15 protein-coding genes are annotated in these 19,530 nt (G+C 70.6%); 8 read left to right on the top strand and 7 right to left on the bottom strand.

What is annotated here, in order from left to right:
• Position 1: 1 nt before the first annotated feature.
• Positions 2-3,313, bottom strand: coding sequence for an efflux RND transporter permease subunit (locus FM112_RS09845; protein ID WP_087006982.1), 3,312 nt, complete (start codon positions 3,311-3,313; stop codon positions 2-4).
• A 1,139-nt stretch (positions 3,314-4,452) separates the two neighbouring features.
• Here FM112_RS09845 and FM112_RS09840 point away from each other — a divergent pair.
• The 4 genes from FM112_RS09840 (at position 4,453) to FM112_RS09825 (ending at position 7,427) form a co-directional block, all read left to right on the top strand.
• On the top strand, positions 4,453-5,772 hold the full coding sequence (locus tag FM112_RS09840) for a DUF4097 family beta strand repeat-containing protein (protein ID WP_140400651.1): 1,320 nt from the start codon (positions 4,453-4,455) through the stop codon (positions 5,770-5,772).
• Positions 5,769-6,497: a PadR family transcriptional regulator gene (locus FM112_RS09835; protein WP_087006978.1), complete on the top strand. Its 729-nt coding sequence runs from the start codon at positions 5,769-5,771 to the stop codon at positions 6,495-6,497. The genes FM112_RS09840 and FM112_RS09835 overlap by 4 nt, the downstream gene beginning before the upstream one ends.
• Before the next feature lie 67 nt (positions 6,498-6,564).
• Positions 6,565-7,062 carry a CrcB family protein gene (locus FM112_RS09830; protein WP_254910440.1) on the top strand — a complete coding sequence of 166 codons (498 nt, stop codon included), beginning with the start codon at positions 6,565-6,567 and terminating at the stop codon, positions 7,060-7,062.
• On the top strand, positions 7,059-7,427 hold the full coding sequence (locus tag FM112_RS09825) for a CrcB family protein (RefSeq protein WP_087006976.1): 369 nt from the start codon (positions 7,059-7,061) through the stop codon (positions 7,425-7,427). The genes FM112_RS09830 and FM112_RS09825 overlap by 4 nt, the downstream gene beginning before the upstream one ends.
• A gap of 91 nt (positions 7,428-7,518) precedes the next feature.
• Here the strand turns inward: FM112_RS09825 and FM112_RS09820 are convergent, their stop codons facing one another.
• Positions 7,519-8,652 (bottom strand): NAD(P)/FAD-dependent oxidoreductase, encoded by a 1,134-nt coding sequence (locus tag FM112_RS09820; protein ID WP_176386774.1) that lies wholly within the window; start codon positions 8,650-8,652, stop codon positions 7,519-7,521.
• 189 nt (positions 8,653-8,841) lie between these two features.
• Between FM112_RS09820 and FM112_RS09815 the strand changes: the two genes are divergently transcribed.
• The 4 genes from FM112_RS09815 to FM112_RS09800 all read left to right on the top strand — a co-directional run bounded on the left by FM112_RS09815 (position 8,842) and on the right by FM112_RS09800 (position 11,872).
• The gene (locus FM112_RS09815) at positions 8,842-9,051 is read left to right on the top strand and encodes a DUF3073 domain-containing protein (protein ID WP_087006972.1); all 210 of its coding nucleotides are present in this window, start codon (positions 8,842-8,844) and stop codon (positions 9,049-9,051) included.
• Positions 9,052-9,069: 18 nt separating this feature from the next.
• Positions 9,070-9,447, top strand: coding sequence for an SdpI family protein (locus FM112_RS09810; RefSeq protein ID WP_140400650.1), 378 nt, complete (start codon positions 9,070-9,072; stop codon positions 9,445-9,447).
• Between the two features lie 73 nt (positions 9,448-9,520).
• Entirely contained in the window at positions 9,521-10,300 is a 780-nt protein-coding gene (locus FM112_RS09805; RefSeq protein ID WP_087006968.1) for a hypothetical protein, read from the top strand.
• A gap of 357 nt (positions 10,301-10,657) precedes the next feature.
• Complete coding sequence (locus FM112_RS09800) at positions 10,658-11,872, top strand: dipeptidase (protein ID WP_087006966.1); 1,215 nt, start codon at positions 10,658-10,660, stop codon at positions 11,870-11,872.
• Positions 11,873-11,882: 10 nt separating this feature from the next.
• On the opposite strand, the gene FM112_RS09795 is transcribed toward FM112_RS09800, so the two are convergent.
• Genes FM112_RS09795 through FM112_RS09775 form a run of 5 tightly spaced genes read right to left on the bottom strand, consistent with a single transcriptional unit; the run spans position 11,883 to position 19,328 of the window.
• Positions 11,883-14,171 carry a zinc-dependent metalloprotease gene (locus FM112_RS09795; protein ID WP_087006964.1) on the bottom strand — a complete coding sequence of 763 codons (2,289 nt, stop codon included), beginning with the start codon at positions 14,169-14,171 and terminating at the stop codon, positions 11,883-11,885.
• Positions 14,168-15,829, bottom strand: coding sequence for an ABC transporter ATP-binding protein (locus tag FM112_RS09790; RefSeq protein WP_217874504.1), 1,662 nt, complete (start codon positions 15,827-15,829; stop codon positions 14,168-14,170). The genes FM112_RS09795 and FM112_RS09790 overlap by 4 nt, the downstream gene beginning before the upstream one ends.
• Entirely contained in the window at positions 15,829-16,692 is an 864-nt protein-coding gene (locus tag FM112_RS09785; RefSeq protein ID WP_087006960.1) for an ABC transporter permease, read from the bottom strand. The genes FM112_RS09790 and FM112_RS09785 overlap by 1 nt, the downstream gene beginning before the upstream one ends.
• Positions 16,679-17,707: an ABC transporter permease gene (locus FM112_RS09780; protein WP_087006958.1), complete on the bottom strand. Its 1,029-nt coding sequence runs from the start codon at positions 17,705-17,707 to the stop codon at positions 16,679-16,681. Before FM112_RS09780 ends, FM112_RS09785 begins: the two co-directional genes overlap by 14 nt.
• Entirely contained in the window at positions 17,685-19,328 is a 1,644-nt protein-coding gene (locus FM112_RS09775) for an ABC transporter substrate-binding protein (protein ID WP_087006956.1), read from the bottom strand. Before FM112_RS09775 ends, FM112_RS09780 begins: the two co-directional genes overlap by 23 nt.
• Between the last annotated feature and the right edge of the window lie 202 nt (positions 19,329-19,530).

Genomic DNA, 19,530 nt, shown 5'->3' with positions numbered 1-19,530 from the left:
ATTATTCCTGTTCCGCGGCCGTCAGGCCGGCTTCGCGCAGCTTGCGCTCGTTGCGCGCCTCGCGGCGCTCGGCCCGGCGGGCGATCGCGCCCTCCACCACCACGTACAGCGCGGGCAGCACCACGAGGGTGAGCAGCGTGGACGACAGCAGGCCGCCGATCACGACGATCGCCATGGGCTGCGATATGAACCCGCCCTGCCCGGTGATGCCGAGCGCCATCGGGGTGAGGGCGAGGATGGTCGCGAGCGCGGTCATGATGATCGGGCGCACGCGTCGGCTCGCGCCGGCGAAGGTGGCCTCGCGCACGCTCAGCCCCCGGGCGCGGTACTGGTTCACGAGGTCGACGAGCACGATCGCGTTCGTCACCACGATGCCGATGAGCATCAGCACGCCGATGAGCGAGGGCACGCCAAGCGGGATGCCCGTCGCCACCTGCAGCAGGATCGCGCCGGTCGCGGCGAAGGGGATGGAGATGAGCAGCAGGAAGGGCTGCAGCAGGCTCTTGAACGTCGCGACCATCACGATGTAGACGATGAGGATCGCCGCGAGCAGCGCCAGTCCGAGCTGCTCGAACGCCTCCTGCTGGTCGGCCGCGGTGCCCGAGAGCTCGGCGGAGGCGCCGAGGGGCAGGTCGACGTCCGCCAGGGCGGTCTCGATCGCGGTGCTGAGCCCGCCGAGGTCGGCGCTGTCGCTCGCCACGGTGATGTCGACGTACGGGGTGCCCGACTCCGCGTTGATGGAGACGGGGCCGTCCACGACCTCGACCTCGGCGAGATCGCTGAGCGGCACGGTGGTCGGGCCGACCTGGATCTCGAGGTCGCGCAGTTCGTCCACGCTCTGCGGGGGCTCCTCCGAGCCCACGAAGTAGATGCTCATCGACTGGCCGTCGAGCATCACCTGCCCGACCTGCACGGGCTGCAGGGACTGCGCGATCTGCCCGCCGAGCGCCGCCTCGCTGAGGCCCAGGCTCGCCGCCTCGGCCTGGTCGATGTCGAGGCGCACGAAGGGCCGGGTCTCGTCGAGGTCGCTCGTGGCCTGGGTCACCTGCTCGACGCCGCGGATGGCGGGCAGGGCGAGGTCCTCCGCCTCGGCGAGCACCTCGAGGTCGGGGGCGGAGACGCGCACGGTCACCTCGTCGGAGAAGCCGCCGCCGGCGTAGCCCACGGTGATCTCGCCGAGGTCCTCGCGCTGCTCGAACTCGGCGATGAGCTCCTGCTGGATCGCGTCGGCGTCCGCATCGGGCGCCACGGTCACCGAGTAGCTCATCGTGGCGCCGCCGCCACCGCCGAGCATCGACATCATCGGGTCGGTGCCGTAGTTGAGCTGCACGATCTCGATCTCGTCGTACGCCTCGAGCAGCGTCTCGACTTCGGCGGCCTCCTCGCTCATCGCCTCGATGGACGCGTTCGCGCCCGCCTCCTGCGTGATCGTGAAGGTGTTCTGGCCGGCGGATCCGAGGAAGTTGGTCGTGAGCAGCGGCGCCATCGCGGCCGTGCCGCCGAGCAGCAGCACGGCGGCGCCGAGCACGTACCAGGGATGCCGGATGACCCCGCCGAGCATGGGCTCGAAGCCGCGCTGCAGCCAGTTCCGCGGCTCGGCCTCGGCCTCCGCGATGGCGGCCTCGCGGGCCTCCTCGTCGACCTCGCGGCTCACGAGGGCGGTGGAGAACGAGTCCTCGGCGTCAACGGGGCCGGTCGTCGGCGCCTCCTCGACCTCCGCGGGCGCGGCGTGCTTGCCGGCCGCCGTCTCGGCGTCGGCGTGCCTGCCCGAGCCGCCGGCGGCGCCGCGGCGGGCCTTCGACCCGGCCATGAACCAGTATGCGAGCACCGGCACGATCGTGAGCGAGACCACGAGCGAGGCGAGCAGCGCGAGCGCCGAGGTGAAGGCGAACGGCCGGAAGAGCTCGCCCGTGATGTCGGCGACGAACATGAGCGGCACGAACACTGCCACGGTCGAGATCGTGGACGCGGTGATCGCCGCGGCGACCTCGCGCACGGCGCGGCCGATCACGACCACCCGCTCGCGTCCGCGCAGGGAGGCGGTGGGGTTGAGCCCCAGGTGCCTTCGGATGTTCTCGACCACCACGATCGAGTCGTCGACCACGCGGCCGATCGCGATCGTGAGCGCGCCGAGCGTCAGCACGTTGAGCGAGTAGTCCATGAACTGCAGGCCGATGAACGTGACCAGCAGCGAGGTGGGGATGGAGATCGCCGTGATGATCGTCGCGCGGATCGAGAACAGGAAGAGGAAGATGATGACGACCGCGAAGAGCAGGCCGAGCAGGCCCTCGTCCACGAGCGTCTCGATCGACTGCTCGATGAACGGCGCCTGGTCCATGCTGACGAGGATCTCGATGTCCGCGCCCGTGGCGGCGGCGAGCCCCTCCTCGAGCTCGGGCAGCGCCTCGGCGACCACGTGCGAGACCTCGACCGTGTTCGCGGCGGGGCGCTTCGTGATCGACAGCGTCAGCGCGTCCTCGCCGTTGATGCGCGAGATGGAGTCGACGGGCGCGTAGTCGCGCACCACCTCGGCGACGGCGCCGAGCGTGGGCACGTCGCCGGATTCGTCCGCCTCGGCGCCGATGAGCGGCAGCTCGGCGAGGTCGTCGACCGTCTCGAGCACGTGCCCGGCCTGGACCGTGAGCGTCTCGCCGTCCTCGGTGAGCTGGCCCGCGGGGACGAGCACGCCGGCATCCTCGAGCGTGTCGGTGATGGCCTCCATCGAGAGCCCGCGCGAGGCGAGCTCCTCGGGGTCGGGCTCGATGGTGATGCGCTCCTGGCGGTCGCCGTAGAGGTCCACGCCGCGCACGCCCTCGAGCCCGCGCAGCTCGCCCACCGTCTCAACCCGCAGGTACTCGGCGACCTCGATGGGGTCGCCGCCGGTGACGGCCAGCTGCACGACCGGCAGGTCGTCCACGCCGCCCGACATGACGTTCGCGTCGGCGTCCTCGGGCAGCGTGCCCTCGATGCGGTTGAGCGCCTGCTGGATGCGCTGCTCGGCGTAGACGATGTCGGTGCCGTAGGTGAAGCTCGCGACCACCGTCGAGGAGCCCGCGCTCGAGGTGGTCCAGGTCTCCTCGAGCCCCTGGAGCCCCTGGAGGGCCGACTCGATCGGCGCGCTCACGTCCTCATCGACGATCTCGGGCGAGGCGCCCTGGTACGTCGTGATCACCGCCACCTGCGGCAGCGAGACCGAGGGGATGAGCTCCTGCTTGAGCGAGGTCATCGAGGTCACGCCGAAGAAGGCGATGGTGACGGTGACCAGCGCGATGAGGGCGCGGTTCGTGAGGCTGAGTCGAGCGAGGCGGTGCACTGATCGAGTCTTTCACCTCGAGCCCGTCCGCGCACCCCGCCGCGACGGGTCCGGCGGATGCGGTGCGGCTTTCCCGCCCCCCTCGGCCCGAGCTGCGGCGAGTTCGCCGGACGCGTCCCGGTTCTGCGCCGTCCGCGCCGTGGATGTGAGGCTCGCGCGGTTCCCAACCGCGGACGTGCGGCCCATGCGCCCCAACCGCGGACGTGCGGCCCCAGCTGCGGATATGAGAGTGGCGCGGCCCCTGGCTGCGGATGTGAGAGTGGCGCAACCCTTGGCCGCGGATATGAGGGCGGTGCAACCCTTGCCCCCGGATATGAGAGCCGTGCTCGCTATCCGAGGCGCATTCCCCGCATATCCCTCACATCCGCATATCCCTCACATCCACGAGGGTGCGAAGCTCCCGGCCTCCGCGCCGCGGATGCGAGGGCCGTGCGGCTTCTGGCCGCGGACGTGAGGCTCGCGTGGTCTCCGACCACGGACGTGCGGCCCTCGGCCGCGGATATGCGGCCCACGCGGCCCTCGGCTGCGGATATGAGGGCGGTGCAACCCTTGGCCGCGGATATGAGAGCCGTGCTCGCTATCCGAGGCGCTTTCCCCGCATATGCCTCACATCCTCGATATCCCTCACATCCGCATATCCCTCACATCCACGAGGGTGCGAAGCTCCCGGCCTCCGCGCCGCGGATGCGAGGGCCGTGCGGCTTCTGGCCGCGGACGTGAGGCTCGCGTGGTCTCCGACCACGGACGTGCGGCCCTCGGCCGCGGATATGCGGCCCACGCGGCCCTCGGCTGCGGATATGAGGGCGGTGCAACCCTTGGCCGCGGATATGAGAGCCGTGCTCGCTATCCGAGGCGCTTTCCCCGCATATGCCTCACATCCTCGATATCCCTCACATCCGCATATCCCTCACATCCACGAGGGTGCGAAGCTCCCGGCCTCCGCGCCGGGGCGCGCCCTCGCCTCCCCTCGCCTCCCGGGCCCACCGGACCCCGCATGACGAAGTGCGCTCGGCGGATCCCCAGGCTGCAGCGTTGCGGCGCGGCCCGCCCGCCGGTAGATTCGAAAACGCGATATATCGCGATAGTGGATGTATCGGACCAGCAGAGCGGGCGCAGCGCCCGAGACTTGGAGGACCAGCGTGGCCATCGAACAATGGCATGTGGACGCCCCGAAGACCATCGACCTCGAGCTCGTGCGCCACGTGCGCGTGAACCTCATGGGCGGCTCGTGCAACATCATCGCGCACGACCTGCCGTCCGCCCGGGTGGAGGTGTCGGCCATCACCGGTCGCGACATGAAGATCGCGATCGACGGCGACACCCTGCTCATCGACCACCCCCAGCTCGGCTGGAACTCGCTCGGCGAGTCCGCCCGCACGCTGGTGGACCAGCCCCGGGCGACGGTGAGCGTGCTCGTCCCGAAGTCCGTGGGCGTCAACGTCAAGTCCACGAGCGCCGACATCCTCGTCGTCGGCGTGGACGGCGACATCTCGATCACCACCGTCGGCGGCGAGCACTTCATGGACGACACCGCCGGCAAGCTCAGCCTCACGTCCGGCGGCGGCGAGCTCAGCGTGCGCGGCCACCGCGGCTCGGTGGATGCGCGCACCGCCACCGGCGACGTGACCGTCACCGGCCCCATCACCCGCTTCGACGGCAACACCATCTCGGGCTCGACCGTCGTGGACGTCTCCGAGCAGGAGGAGGCGCCCGCCCACATCGCGAACGCCTCGGTCTCCGGGGCCACCACGGTGCGGCTCCCCGAGCACGCGAACGCCTCGTTCCAGGTGACCACGGTCGCCGGCAAGGCGCAGCTCGGCGAGGAGATCATCGACCCGCTCTACGGCAAGCAGCTGCGCCGGCCCGCGGCGGACGAGGATGCGGACGTCACCGAGGTGCGCCTGTCCACGGTCGCGGGGCGCATCACCGTGCTCGGCGGCGGCGCGGGCGCGAAGGCGCCGGCGGATGCCGGGACGCCCGGCACCGCCACGGAGGCGCCCGAATCCCCGGCGGCCCCGACCGGCTCGAGCGTGTTCGAGGCCACCGCCGCGGGCACCGTGACCGACACCGGCGCCGCAGGCGGATCGCCCGACGCCGAGGCCCCCTACGACGGCGCCGCGCCGGCCGAGGACCCCGATGAGGCCGCGAGCGAATCGCGCGAAGCCGACCGGCCTGAAACCGAGCCGTCGGGCACCGACGCGACCGGGCCCGCGGAGGACGCATCCGCCCGCAGCGCGGCCTGGCGCGTCGATCCGAACCCGAACGTCGACTTCTCGCAGGCACCGCACGTCGAGGGGAGCATCGTCCCGCCGCAGCGGCCGACGGCGACCGAGCAGACCCCGCCCCCGCCGGGCACGCACCTCGCCGGCGGCCAGGTGCCGAACGCCCCGGTCGACGGCGCGGACGGCCCCTTCGACCCCACCCGCCCGCACGCCGACGACGAGGAGGCCCAGCGATGACCCCGCCAGTCTTCGGCCACGGCGAGCTGCGGCTCGTCATCCTCACCCTCATCGCGCAGGAGCCCCGTCACGGCTACGAGCTCATCACGGCGCTGAACGAGCACTTCGACGGCGACTACTCGCCCTCGGCTGGCACCATCTATCCGCGGCTCTCGAAGCTGCAGGAGGAGGGGCTCGTCACCAAGGACCAGTTGGGGCGCAAGACGATCTACACGATCACCGAGGCCGGCCGCGCCGAGGTCGAATCCCGGCGGGAGGAGTTCGAGCGCATCACGAGCGAGCGCACCGACACGGTGCGGAGCCTCGCGGACACCGCCCGGGAGGGGCTGGCCCAGGCGCGGCGCGGCCTGCGGACCGAGCTCGACGAGATCGCGAAGAAGGCCCGCCGGGCGGCCGAGGATGCGGTCCGCACCGCGAACGGCCGGCCGGCCGGCGACGGGAGCGCCGAGGAGGCCCCCGCGGACCCGTCGACGCCGACCGCACCGGAACACGAACCGGGCGCGGCCGACGCCCCGCCGGCCGACGCGCCCCGCACGAAGGCGGATCAGTCCGACCTGCTGCGCCGCGTGGACGTCGCGCTGCAGCAGTTCCGGATGGAGGTGCGCCAGGATGCGCGCGAGTGCGCCCAGCTGCGCGCGCTCGACGAGGACACCGTCGCGGAGCTCGAGACGCAGCTGCGCGAGACCCGCCGCCGGTTCGGCGCGCTGCTCCGCGTGCACCGCTGACCCGTTCCGCTCCCCTGCGCCGTGCGGTCGCTTTCGCGGCCGCACGGCGCAGTAGTACCGTGACGGGGTGAATACCGACCCCAGCGAGGGCCCCGACGCGGAGGAGCCCCGCGAGCACCCGTCCGGCTCGGAGCCCGGCGGCCCCGCGGCCCCGGCGCAGACGCCCGTGCCCCGCCTGCTCTCGAACGCCGCCCTCGTCTTCCTCGGCGGCGCCATCGGCTGCCTCGCCCGCGCCGCGCTCGTGGCGATGTTCCCCGCGAGCGCCGAGTCCTGGACCGTCTTCGGCATCAACATCCTGGGGTCGTTCCTGTTCGCGCTGCTGACCGCCGCGACGCTCAGCCGGCGGGATCGCATCCGCGCCCTCGTGGGCACCGGCATGCTCGGCGGCTTCACCACCTACTCGGCCCTCGCGATCGAGGTGGGCGTGCGGAGCGCGATGGGCGACCCGTTCGGCATCGTGCTCGGCCTCGCGTCGATCGTGTGCGGGCCGCTGCTGGCGCTCCTCGGCTGGCGGATCGGCGACGCCCTCGCACGCGGCGGCTCCTCGTCGGAGGCCGCCGCATGAGCCCCGGGCTGATGCTCGGCATCGCCCTGCTCGGCGGGCTCGGCGCCGCGCTGCGCTACCTCCTCAACACGTGGCTCGTGGAGTACCGCCGCTGGGGCGGCCCCGGCGCGATCATGCTCATCAACGTGATCGGCTCGTTCGGGATCGGCCTCACCGTGGGACTCGGCTTGGAGGGGATGTGGGGCGCCTGGCTCGCGACCGGGTTCTGCGGCGGCTTCACCACCTTCGGCACCGTGAGCAGCGATGCGGCGCGCCTGGCCCGCGAGGGGCGCTGGGGGCAGGTGGTCTGGTTCACGCTGGGGCAGCTCGCCGTCACGGCGGTCTTCGCGGTCGCCGGCGCGCTGTTCTTCACCGCCCGCCCCTGACCCGCTCCCCCTCCCGAATCTTGGCCGCGAACGGTCTGTTCGGGCCGGCCGGAACGACGATTCGCGGCCAGGATCCGGGAGCGCGGGATTCTCAACCGACCAGGCGGTCGATCGCGTCCTCGCCGACGCGGACCGCCTCGTCGAGCGCACCCGCGGTATCCACGCCCGGGCCGTATCCCACGAACGCGATCCGCGGATCCCGCCGCGACCAGCCGCCGCTGATCTTGGGCGTGCCGCCCGCATCCCGCAGCCCGAGCGGCGCGAGATGCCGGGCAGACTCCCGCGGGCCCGTCGCCCAGATCACCGCGTCGAGGGGCTCGCGGGTGCCGTCGGCGAAGCGCATCCCGTCCTCCTCCAGGTGCGCGACGGGCCCGCGGGTGCGCAGCACGCCGCGGCGCATGCCCTCGAACACCTCCTTGGTGAGCGGGATGCCCCGCACCGAGACGTCGCTCGGCATCGGCTTGCCGCGGGCGGCGAGCCGCGCGATGCGGTGCCGCACCGCGGGGTTGAGGTCGCCCACCATGATCGGCGTGATGCTCGCGATCGAGAACCTCGGCAGCGGATGGAAGTCGGGGGTGCGGCGCGTGGACCAGAACGGCTTGGCGCCGACGCGGTCGAGCTCGAGCGCGATCCGCACGGCGGTGCGGCCGCCGCCCACGACGAGCACCCGGCGCCCCGCGAATCCGCTCACCGTCTCGAGCGTCTGCGCGTGCCGCTGCTCGCCGCGGAAGCGGTCCATCCCGCGGTACCAGGGCACGAACGGGGTCGTCCACGTGCCCGTCGCGTTGATGAGCAGGGAGGCGCGGAAATACGATTCCCGCGCACCCGCGCCGCGGGCGGTCACGAGCAGGTCCGACTTGCTCCGGATGGATTCGACGCGCGTCACCCGCATGGTGTGCGCGACGAACAGGTCGTAGGCGTCCTCGTAGGAGCGCCACACGCGCGGCAGCACGTCGCGGATGCGCGAGGAGGAGTCGAGGCGCGAGAAGCCGAGGTCGATCTCGGCCTGGCCGGGCAGCTCGACGACGTCGCGCGAGCGGAGCCCTTCGCGCAGGGTCAGGAAGTCCCAGCCGGACCGCCAGGCCCCGCCCGGACCGGCCTGCTCGTCGAGGACGATGAAGTCCGCCAGCGGCTCCAGCCCCATCGCCCGCAGCGAGTAGGCGACCGTGAGACCCGCTGCGCCCGCGCCGACCACGACGATGTCGATATGCTGCGCCGCGGGCATCCCGCCTCCTGTCGTCTCCCCCGACTTTCCGGTCGGGAATGGCCACAGTCGAGGATACGGGCAGGAGGTCCTGGAAAGCCCGGGGGCATGTGACGTCATGGTAAACTCGCCCCGAAGGATTTCATCATCAGTGGAGGCCGGTTCGACTCATGGCTCAACCGGCCCTTGAGCATTGAGGGGGTTACGCATATGGGGCGTGGCCGTCAGAAGGCAAAGCACACGAAGGTCGCCCGGGAGCTGAAGTACAACGTTCCCGAGACGGACTACGAGCAGTTGCAGCGCGAGCTGCGAGGTGCGCAGGCCTCGGAGCAGGAAGACGAGCTCTCGAAGTGGCAGGAGTACCTCGATGAGGAAGACGTCGACGGGTACGGGGACTACGAACAGCGTCGCCTGGCGTAGCGTTCCACGCGCGAGCGCATGACCTCTCTTCAGGCTCCTGGCATCGGGATGGCGATCATCCTCGGTGCCATCCTCTTCTTCGGCAACCTCATGGCCATCTACGCCGTGCGCGCGGCGATCGACGGCCGCATCACGCCGCACACCATGGCGGGGATCCGCACCAATGCCACGCGTGCGAACGCCGAGACCTGGGAGGTCGCGCATCGCGCCGCCCGCCCGTGGGCGTTCACGCTGAACGGGCTCGGCGCCGTCGCCGCGCTCGGCGTCATGGCGCTCGGCAGCACCGTCGGCCCCTTCCTCACCGCCGCCTCCTGCTCCGTGGTCTTCACCCTGGCGGGGGCGATCAGCCAGCTCATCGTCGGCCATCGCGCCGCCGCGCGGGTGCTCGGCCGATAACCCGCTCCTCGCCGCAGCCCATGCGATGCCGCATCCGACCGGCCCGGCAGGAACCCCTCCGGGAGGACCGCTGATGCGACGCGGGGCGTGGCTGTGGGCGCAGGGCTGGGCAGTCCTGCCCGCGGGCGCCGTGCTCGCGGCGCTCATCCTCTCGGTGCCGCTCGCCGAGGGGCTCCCGGACGGCCGGCAGCGCATCGTGCTTCTGGGCATCATCGCGATCGGGGCGCCGCTGGCGGTGCTCGGGCATCGCGCGTTCGGGGTTCCGAGCGTGCGCCGCGCGGTCGAGCGGGAGCGGACGGCCTGGGCCGCCCGGGAGGGATGGCGCTACGACGGCCCCGCGAGGGTCGCGCCCGAGCTCGCCCGCCTCGGGCGTCCCCACGGCCGGCGGGATCCGGTGCCCGAGGCCTCGATGCACGGGACGTGGCGCGGACGGCCGGCGTTCGCGCAGACCTGGATGCTGCGCTCCGCCGTCGGGTCGACGCGGCTGCCGGCCCGTCGGGAGGTGGTCGCGGTGGCCGCCCGCACCGGCCCGACCCGGCTCGTGGTGACCAGCGCCGGCGGCATGCCGGTGTTCGCCGTCATCCCCGCCTGGGCGCATCGCGGCCGCGACGACATCCGCTCCCTGCAGCCCGAGGGCGAGCGGCGCACGCTCGTGCACGGCGACGCCGACTCGCTGGCGCGGCACGGCGACGCGGTCCGCTCCGCGGCGGATGCCCGCGCCGAGCTGCCGTACAGCGTCGTGGTCGGCGAGGGGCTGGTCATGATCCTGGCCTTCGACGATCCGCGCGGCGAGACCGTGCGGGATCGCCTCGACTTCGCGGCGCGCATCGCGGAGCTCGTCGAGCGCCGGTAGCCCCGCAGTCGGCGGATGGCCGTGTGCGTTGCAAGCCCTGTCATGGGAATCGCGCTCACCATCGTGCTCGCGGCCGCGACGTGCCATCTCCGCTACTGGATCGTGCGGAGGGCGGTCGCCGCGGGGATCCGCGACGCGCTCCCCGCGGTCCGGCAGGCCGACGGACCGACGGACCGACGGACCGACGGACCGACGGACCGACGATGACGTTCTTCGCCAGGCGGGACTGCATTGTGTTCACGTACGTCCGGCCTCGAAACGACATGAGAGGACACGGTTCTTCATCCCGCCGACTTCTCGGTCGATTCCGTCGCGGCTTCGCCCTACGCTCATCCGGATCGCAACGTAGGAGGAAACATGCCTGTTCCGGAAAAGTCCCCGCAGACTCCGCTCCGTCGAATACCGATATTCGACGGGCACAACGACCTCGCGACCGCGCTTCGCTACCGACGCGCATATTCGGTTCAGGGCCTGGACCGGAGATCACCCGATCTGCAGACGGATCTGCAACGGCTCCTGGAGGGCGGCGTCGGAGCGCAGTTCTGGTCCGTATACGTGCCTTCGACGCTGCCTGCTGCGGAGACGATCATCTCGACCCTCGAGCAGATCGATGCCATTCGTCGCATGGTCGCGCGCTATCCGGATCGCCTGGCCTTCGCCGTCACCGCCTCGGACGTCGACCGGGCGGTCACCACCGGCAGAATCGCCTCGTTGCTCGGCGCAGAGGGGGGACACAGCATCGTCAACTCCCTCGCCGTACTTCGGGCCTACGCGCGCCTCGGCCTTCGATATCTCACGCTGACGCACAACAATGGCAATGCACTCGCAGACTCGGCGACGGACGACGCGCGCCACGGGGGTCTCAGCGACGACGGCGAGGCCGTCGTCCGAGAGCTCAACCGCATCGGCGTGCTCGTCGATCTCTCCCACACTTCGGAGGCGACGCAGAGAGATGCGCTGAAGGTCAGTCGGGCCCCCGTGCTCTTCAGCCACTCCTCGGCCTATTCGGTCACCGCTCATGCGCGGAACGTCAAGGACGACGTGCTCGAAGCGGTCCGAGCAAAGCACGGCGTGGTGCAGGTGACGTTCGTCCCCGCGTTCGTCTCCGAACGCGTCCGCGAATGGAGCGAGGAGTTCGCCCGGATTCATCGAGAGTTCGGCGGCGCAGCGCTCCACCCCGCCTGGCCCGCGTCCAATGCTCCCTCACTCGAAGCATCACGATCGACTGCCGTGCCGATCGGGACGACATCCCTGCCCGATGGCCTGCGCCGATGGCTCGACGCGAACCCTCGGCCAGAGGCGGATGTCGCCGACGTCGCCGACCATGTCGAGCACGTGCGCGAAGTCGCCGGCCTCGATCACGTAGGACTCGGCGGCGACTACGACGGGATCGACCGGCAGCCGCGCGGGCTCGAGGATGTCTCGGGCTATCCGCGTCTTCTGGAAGCGCTCTCCGCACGAGGCTGGTCCGACGACGAGCTCGCCAAGCTGGCCTTCGGCAACGTTCGACGCGTGCTCCAGGATGCGGAAGACGCGGCCGAGGAGTTCCTCGGAACGGTCGACCGCTCCTGAGCCTGCAGGGTCAGAGCGGTTCCCCCGAGGGGATCTCCGACCACGCGACGCCCCTCTTGGAAGCCCCTCCGTACAGTGCCAGTGCGGTGGAGCGCGCCTCCGACGCCGTCCGGGATACCGGCCAGTCCTCGAGCGCCTCGACCAGTTGCCGTCGCACCCACGCGTGCGCGCCTTCCGCAGCCACGGCCACGGACTCGACCACCGTGGCTGCAGCCGGAGGGAAATCTCCCGCTGCCGACGCAGCAGCATGGATGACTTCGACGACCGTCGGCGGAGCTTCACCCGCAGTCGTGCGCAGCGCCTCGGCCTCGGCCAACCGGTTGAGCCGCTCGGGACGGAAGAGCTCCCGCAGGACGAGCGAGACGGCCGCTTCCACGAGACGCATCGAGTCGAAGGGCCCGCCGGCGGCCCCGGCCGGTTCTTCCCGGCTTCGACCGTATCCGCGGGCGTGCGGCGAGAGAAGCGGATGGGAAGGCGCGGGCGCAAGCAGGAACTCTCTCGTGAGCAATGCGGTCAGTGCGGTCAGGGCCTGTCGCTGCTCTGCGGCCGGCACCGGCCTCACCGGGCGCGCCCGTGCGATGTCCGTGTGCTCGTACTCGATGCCGCCGAGCAGCCGTACCGTTTCCGGAATCGCGTAGCGGTGCAGCAGGTACAGGCGCGCATACCTCCCCCGCAAGACATCCCTGGGAGCGTCGGGAGGCGCGACCCCCGGGCCGAATCGTCGCAGGGCGCGCCGCCGCACCTCGAGCAGCCGGTGGAGTGCGGGCAACGTCCCGGCGGCTGGACCGGGCCCCGCCACTCGAGGCGCCCAGGCCACGGATCGCGGGGTGCTGCTCGATGCCGGCCGCGCGTCGGGGTCGGAGGAGTACGCCGGTGCGAGCTCCTCATGGCCTTCCTCGCCGGGACGACCGTATGCCCGTCTGATCAGTCTGTGGTCCCATGGCCCGAGTGCGGTCGGATAGGGCTCCTCGGCGAGCTCTACACGGTCCTCCCCGACGAATCGCAGACCGGGGAAGGGGTAGTCCATCACCGAGGGGGCCTCGTGGAGGTGGCTCGAGAAATTATGCGCGAACCCGAGCGCATGCCCGACCTCGTGTGCTGCGAGCAGGCGGGCCCGGGACCGGAGCCCGTGATCGATCTGCTCGAGAAGCTCCGCCTCCCTCCCATCGCCGTATGGTGCGAGCAGCGATTCGAACAGCTCCCGCAGCTGGGCGAAGCGCTCGCCTCCGAGCCGGACGTTGCCGCGGATGATCTCACCGGTATGCGGTTGGCTCTGGGCATCCCCGAGAGACCAGCCGCGGCCGTCTCGATGCACCCACCACACCGCGTTGCGGCCGGGCAGCCACGACATGTCCTCCGGGCTCGCCGATACGGCGCGTATCCTCGAAACCGCGCCCGCCCGTTCGAATCCCTCGCGCCACCAATCGACCCCTTCGAGCACTGCGCCGCTCAGCGCCGACGGCACGCCTCGGTCCACCGCGAACTCGATCGGACGGCCGTCCATGCGGAAGCTCGGCGAGAGGAGCAGATCCGCGTCGCCCTCGAATACGCGTCGGGGATCTGCCGCGGCCACCGGCACCATCCCCTCCCCGGTCCGATGCCGTCGGCGCTCGAATCCGTCCCGGGGCTCGGCGAACACCACGTGCTGACGCACGAGCACAGGCGATCCGGCCTCTTCGCCTTCCTCGAGCCCCTCGACGGCGACGCCGATATCCGCGACGAACTCGATTGCACCGGAACCACCGGGTATCGTCTCCGCACGGGTCGACGCCGACACCGGCGCAGCCGCCTCGGAGACGATGCTCGCCCGGGCCCCGATCTCCTTCGCGCGCACGGAGGCGCCCTCGACGATCCCCAGCAGATCCGAGGCGACGAGCCACGTGCAGTCGAGCACGCGGACGCCGTCCGTCTCCATCGGCTCGATGCCGAGACGCCGTCGGTCCTCATCCGATACCAGCGGTGCGAAGCCGATCGGGGAGGGCGCGAAGGAGTCGTCGACGGCCGACGCCTCGGCCGCCGCGAAGACCTCATCGTCAGCGCCGATACCCGCTCCCCGTCGATGGGCGAGGCGCAGGAGCAAGGCGCCGGGCCGGTCCGTATCCACGTGCCGCCAGGCGACGAGTCGCACTTCGGAGGCCTTCCCCCGGTCGAGGTCGAGTCTGCTGGATCCGAGCCCCCGCGACAATCCGCCGTAGAGGAGCAGCGGACGCCGGGGGAAGGCCGCGAGTATCCGACCACGACTCGTCGTCCACGCGGAGAGCCCGTTCGCGGCGAACCTCTCGGAGATGCGCTCGGTCATCTACTCGCCCCTGCGAGTGCTTCTGCCGCCCGGCGTCCCGCGAAGTCGCCGCCGGGAATGGCGTCGAGCAGCTCACGCGTATAGGGATGCTCCGGCCGTTCGAAGATCGAAGCCGCATCCGCGATCTCCACGATGCGACCATGACGCATCACCGCGGTCCGATGGCTGACGGATTCGACGACCGCGAGGTCGTGCGAGATGAACAGCATGCTCAGCCCCCGATCCCGCTGGACCCTCCTGAGCAGGTCCAGCACCTGGGCCTGCGTGATCACATCAAGTGCTGAGACCGGCTCATCGCACACGAGCACCTCCGGATCGGAGGCGAGCGCCTGCGCGATCGAGACCCGCTGCCGCTGGCCTCCCGAGAGCCTGCGGGGCTTCACGTCCAGATGCCGTTCCCCGAGTCCCACCGATTCGAGCAGTTCGAGTGCACGATCGCGGCGGGCTCCTCGAGCGAGGCCCGAATGCAGCCGGAGCGATTGGTCGAGCAGCTCGCCGACGTTCAGCAGCGGGTTGAACGTCCCCGACGGATCCTGCGAGATCACCTGGATGCGGTGCCGGTCCCTCCGCCGCGACGCCTCGGGCGCCGCGTCCCAGCGGCGGCCGAACAGCTCCACGGCGCCGGAGTCGAGCCGTTGCAGCCCCAGGAGCACTCGTCCGAGCGTCGTCTTCCCCGAGCCCGATTCGCCCACCAGTCCCAACGTCTCGCCCGCGCGCAATTCCATGCTCACGTCATCCAGCGCGGCCCGAGTCGAGCCCTTCGGCCCGTGAAAGGTCACCCGCGCACCCCGGATGACGGCCACGGGCGATTCGGAAGGCGCGGTTCCCTCACGGCGCCGTTGCGCATGCGATGGGTCGGGGATCGCGGCGAGGAGTTCACGGGTGTACGCGGACCGCGGGGAGCGCAGCAGCTCCGCAGTGGCGCCCTGCTCCTGCACCGAGCCATCGCGGAGGACGACCGTGCGATCGGCGAGCTCGCTCACGACTGCGAGGTCATGGCTGATGAAGACGATCGCCGCACCCTCATCGGCGAGCCGGCGGAGAAGCCGCAGGATGCGCCGCTGGACGGTGACGTCCAGCGCCGTAGTCGGCTCGTCCGCGATCAGCACGTCCGGGCCGTTGACGACCGCGCTCGCGATGAGGGAACGCTGCCGAAGCCCTCCGGAGAGCTCGAAGCTGAACTGCCTGCGACGCTGCTCGGGATCGTCGATGCCGGCATCGCGAAGCGCCCCCTCGACCCGCCCTGTCACGTCTGCGCGCGATAATCCGCGATGATGCACCCGCACCGCCTCGCCGATCTCATGGCCGATCGTCCGCAACGGGTCGAGCGAGGTGAGCGCGTCCTGGAGCACGAAGCCGATACGGCTGCCGCGAAGCGTCCGCCATTCCCGTTCCCGCAGCTGTTCCAGCTCCTCGTCGCCGAGCGAGATCTTGCCGGTGATCGATGCGTCCGCACCGGCAAGACCGACGAGCGAACGGGCCGTCACGGATTTGCCGGACCCCGACTCGCCGACGATCGCGAGGATCTCGCCCGGACGGACGTCGAAGGAGACGCCCTCGACAGCGCGAGTCCAGCCGCCCTTCCGATCGGGGAAGCGCACGGTCAGATCGACGACCCGGAGCACTGGTGGTTCCTGAGGCGTGGAGATAGTGGTCATCATTGCTCCTGGTTCGCGAATCGACGTTGGAGATATCGCCCGAGCACCATGAGCGAGATCACGGAGCCTGCGACGACGGTGGCCGGCAGGATGCTCGCCCATGGCGCGACCTGGAGGTTGCTCCGTCCTTCGGCGAGGAGCGCGCCCCATTCAGCGGCCGGCGGCTCGACCCCGAGGCCGAGGAAGCTCAGCGAGGAGGCCGCGAGGATGGAGTTCGCGATGCCGATCGTGCCGAGGATGACGAGCGGGCGGATGGTATTCGGGATGACATGGCGCAGCAGGATCCGCAGTGGCGGCTCCCCGATGATCCTGGCGTGCTCCGCGTACCCGGAGAGCCTCGCTTGGAGGAGCTGCGAGCGGATGAGCCGCGCATATGCGGCGATTCCGGCGAGGCCGACCGCGAGGAGCGTGTTCGTGGGGCCCTTGCCCAGCACCGCGATCACGATGAGGGCCAGCAGTATCTCGGGGAAGGCGAGCAGCAGGTCGACCAGCCGCTCGAACACCCGGTGCAGGCCGAAGGGCGTGTACACGGCGAGCACGCCGAGAAGGATCCCGAAGACGAGGGCGATCGCCGTCGCGCCGATCCCGATCAGCAATGAGACGCCCGACCCGTAGACGACACGCGTGAACACGTCCCGTCCGAGCTGGTCGGTGCCGAACCAGTGCTCCCAGGAGGGAGGCTGGAACACCGCCGCCAAATCGGCCCGGTCGGGCTCGAACGGGGTCAGCAGCGAGGGGAAGAACGAGGCGAACAGGACCAGGGCCACCACGGCCGCCGCGAGGATCGTCCCGATCGGCGGCGCATCCCGCGGCGGGGCCGAATCCGCCCGGATCCCCTTGACGAGTCCCTCAACGGCCGACATCTCCGGCCCCCTTCCGCAGTTTCGGGTCGATGACCGCATAGCTCACATCGACGAGCGCATTGATCAGGTAGTAGGCCAGCGCCACGAGCACGACGATGGTGAGGATGAGCGGCATGTCGCGGGAGGAGATGGCCTGCAGGGTCATCTGCCCGAATCCGGCGCGGCCGAAGACGGTCTCGGTGAGGATCGAGCCCGAGAGGATGCCTCCGAGCACGGTGCCGCTGACCGTGGTGACCGCGAGCAGCGAGTGCCGCAGGGCGTGCGAAAAGCGCACGCCCCATTCGCTCACGCCGCGCGTGCGGGCGGTCAGCACGAACGGCTCGTCCAGGGCCTGTTCGAGGCCGTCTCGCATCACCTGCGAGATGGTGGCGGCCAGCGGCAGCGCCAGTGCGAACGCCGGCAGCACGAGCGAGCGCCAGCCGTGATCGCCGACCACCGGGAACCAGCCCAGCCCGAAGCTGAAGACGATCAGCAGCATGGTGCCGATCCAGTACACCGGCGTGCTCAGCATCAGCAGTTCCAGGCCGCTCAGCGCGAATCGCGCCCTGCCGCGCCTGGATGCGGTGAGCAGCGCCGACGCGAAGGCGAGCATCAGCGCCAGCAGGAACGCGGTCGCCGCCAGGCCCAGGGTCGGAGCCGCCGTCTCGGCCACGACCTCGACAGCGGGCTTGCGGAAGAGGTAGCTCTCGCCGAAGTCGCCGGTGAACGCGCGCGCCAGGTAGCCGAGGTACTGCTGCCAGACGGGACGGTCGAGCCCGTAATGCCGGGCCAGACGTTCGCGCTGCTCGGCGTCGACGATATTCTCGCCGCCCGCGATGATGCTCACCGGATCGCCCGGGATGGCTTTCACCGCCAGGAAGGTGATGGTGGCCGCAGCCCACACCACCGCCACCGCGCCGAGCAGTCTGGTGCCGAGGATCGATAGCAGCGGCCGGCGACGGCGTCCCGGCACCTGCGGTCGCCGGGACGCGTCGCTCGCGCGCTCGCGCCGGTCAAGCGTCGACGAGCCAGGCATCGTAGAACAGCGGCTTCGCGTTGGTGGCCCAGGTAATGCCCTGGAGGTCCTGCGTCCGCCCCAGCTGGTAGGCGACCACGTAGAGCGGCACCGAATAGGCCTCATCGATGATCTCGTGCTGCACCTCGGAGTACAGCTCCTCTCGCCGTTCCGGAGCCGCGCCCACCGCTTCCTCGAGCTGCTCGTCCAGCGATTCCACTCGCGAGACGTTGCCGCTGCCGTTCGGCGGGATATTCGCCGAGGAGTAGACGGTGCGGAGGATGTCCGCTTCCGGCCGCACGAAGAAGAAGGAGATCGTGTCGTAGTCGCCCGACTCGCTGCGGCTGGTGTAACCGCCGGAGTCGACCGAGATGAGCTTCAGCTCGAGGCCGATATCGCGGTACTGCGATTGGAGCGCCTGGACAAGGTTGACGTTGAGCTCACCTGTCTGCGACTCGTCGTACACCCAGTCGACGGTCAGCCGCTCGCCGTCTTTGATCCGGTATCCCTCCGAATCGCGTTCGCTCCAGCCGGCTTCGTCGAGCAGCGTGTTGGCGCGATCGGCGTCGTATCCCCATGTGCCCGCGACGGTCTCGTCGTAGAATTCCGTGTTCGCGCCGACGATGTTGTCCGCCGCGTTGAGCGTGCCGAAGAAGGTGGCGTTCACGGCCTCCTCGATATTCGCGCCGGACTGGAACGCCTGCCGGACCCGGACATCGTCGAACGGCGCCTTCGTGGTGTTCAGCTGGAAGGCGTAGTTGACGCCGGGGTTCTCGTAGGTATCGATCGCGAACGAGGGGTCGGCATCGAGGGCCTCGTAGTTCGCCGGCGGGACCTCGTCGATGGCGTGGACCTGGCCGGACTGCAGCGCTCCGAGCCGGGTCGAGGCTTCCGGGAGAATGCTGAACTCGATGCCGTCGAGGTAGGCGGGCCCCGTGTGCTCCGCGTAGCCGGGGCCCCAGTTGTAGTCCTCGCGCTTGCTCAGCACGCTGCCCTGTCCCGGTGCGTAGGAGTCGAGCACGAACGGTCCGGAGCCGACCACGCCGCTGCTGGTGTCCTCGCCGCTGTTGATGAAGGCCGGCGATTGGATGCCGAGGTAGGGCAGGCTCAGCCCCTGCAGCAGCGAGGCGAAGGGCTCGCTGTAGGTGAGCACGACGGTGGTGTCATCCGGCGCCTCGACCGACTCGACCGGGCCGAGCAGCGAAGCCGCGTAGCTCGAGTTCGTCTCGGGGTCGAGGATCCGATCGAAGTTCGACTTGACTGCGGCGGCGTCGAGCTCCTCGCCGTCGCTGAACGTCACGTCCTCGCGCAAGGTGAACACGTACTCGGTATTGGTATCGTTCACCGTCCATTCCGTGGCCAGCCAGGGGGTGTACGAGTTGTCCGGAGCCTGGCCGACCAGCGAGTCGACCACGTTGCGACCGATGAGCGCCGCCACCGAGTTGCCCGTGAGATGCGGGTCGATGACGGGGGTGTCGCTCGCCAGGCCCACGCGGAGGATCCCACCTTCCACGGGCTCGCCCGCGGCCGCGGTCTCCCCTGCGGGAGCGGTGCCGCCGGAGCAGGCGGCCAGGGCGGCGGTGAGGACTGTTGCGATGATTGCGACGCCGAGACGGCGAAGAGATCGTGGACTGTTCGACATGCGGGCGGTTCCCTCTGCTCGGGACCTTGCGGTCCTTCGTCACTAATGGCCGACGTCGCGGGGGAGGCGTGCCGGGCTATCGGCTCACCGGTACGGCGTCTTGGCAGGGAATGCTATGGATGCGCGAAGCTTCGCCGGTAGCGCTCGTGACCGTTCATGACCGCTCATGACCGCTCCGCACGAACTATGTCGATGTATTGCC

This window comes from Gulosibacter sp. 10, from assembly GCF_900163695.1.
Lineage (GTDB): Bacteria > Actinomycetota > Actinomycetes > Actinomycetales > Microbacteriaceae > Gulosibacter.
Note: the sequence above shows the minus strand (reverse complement) of the source record. Positions and strands in the feature narration are given on the sequence as shown.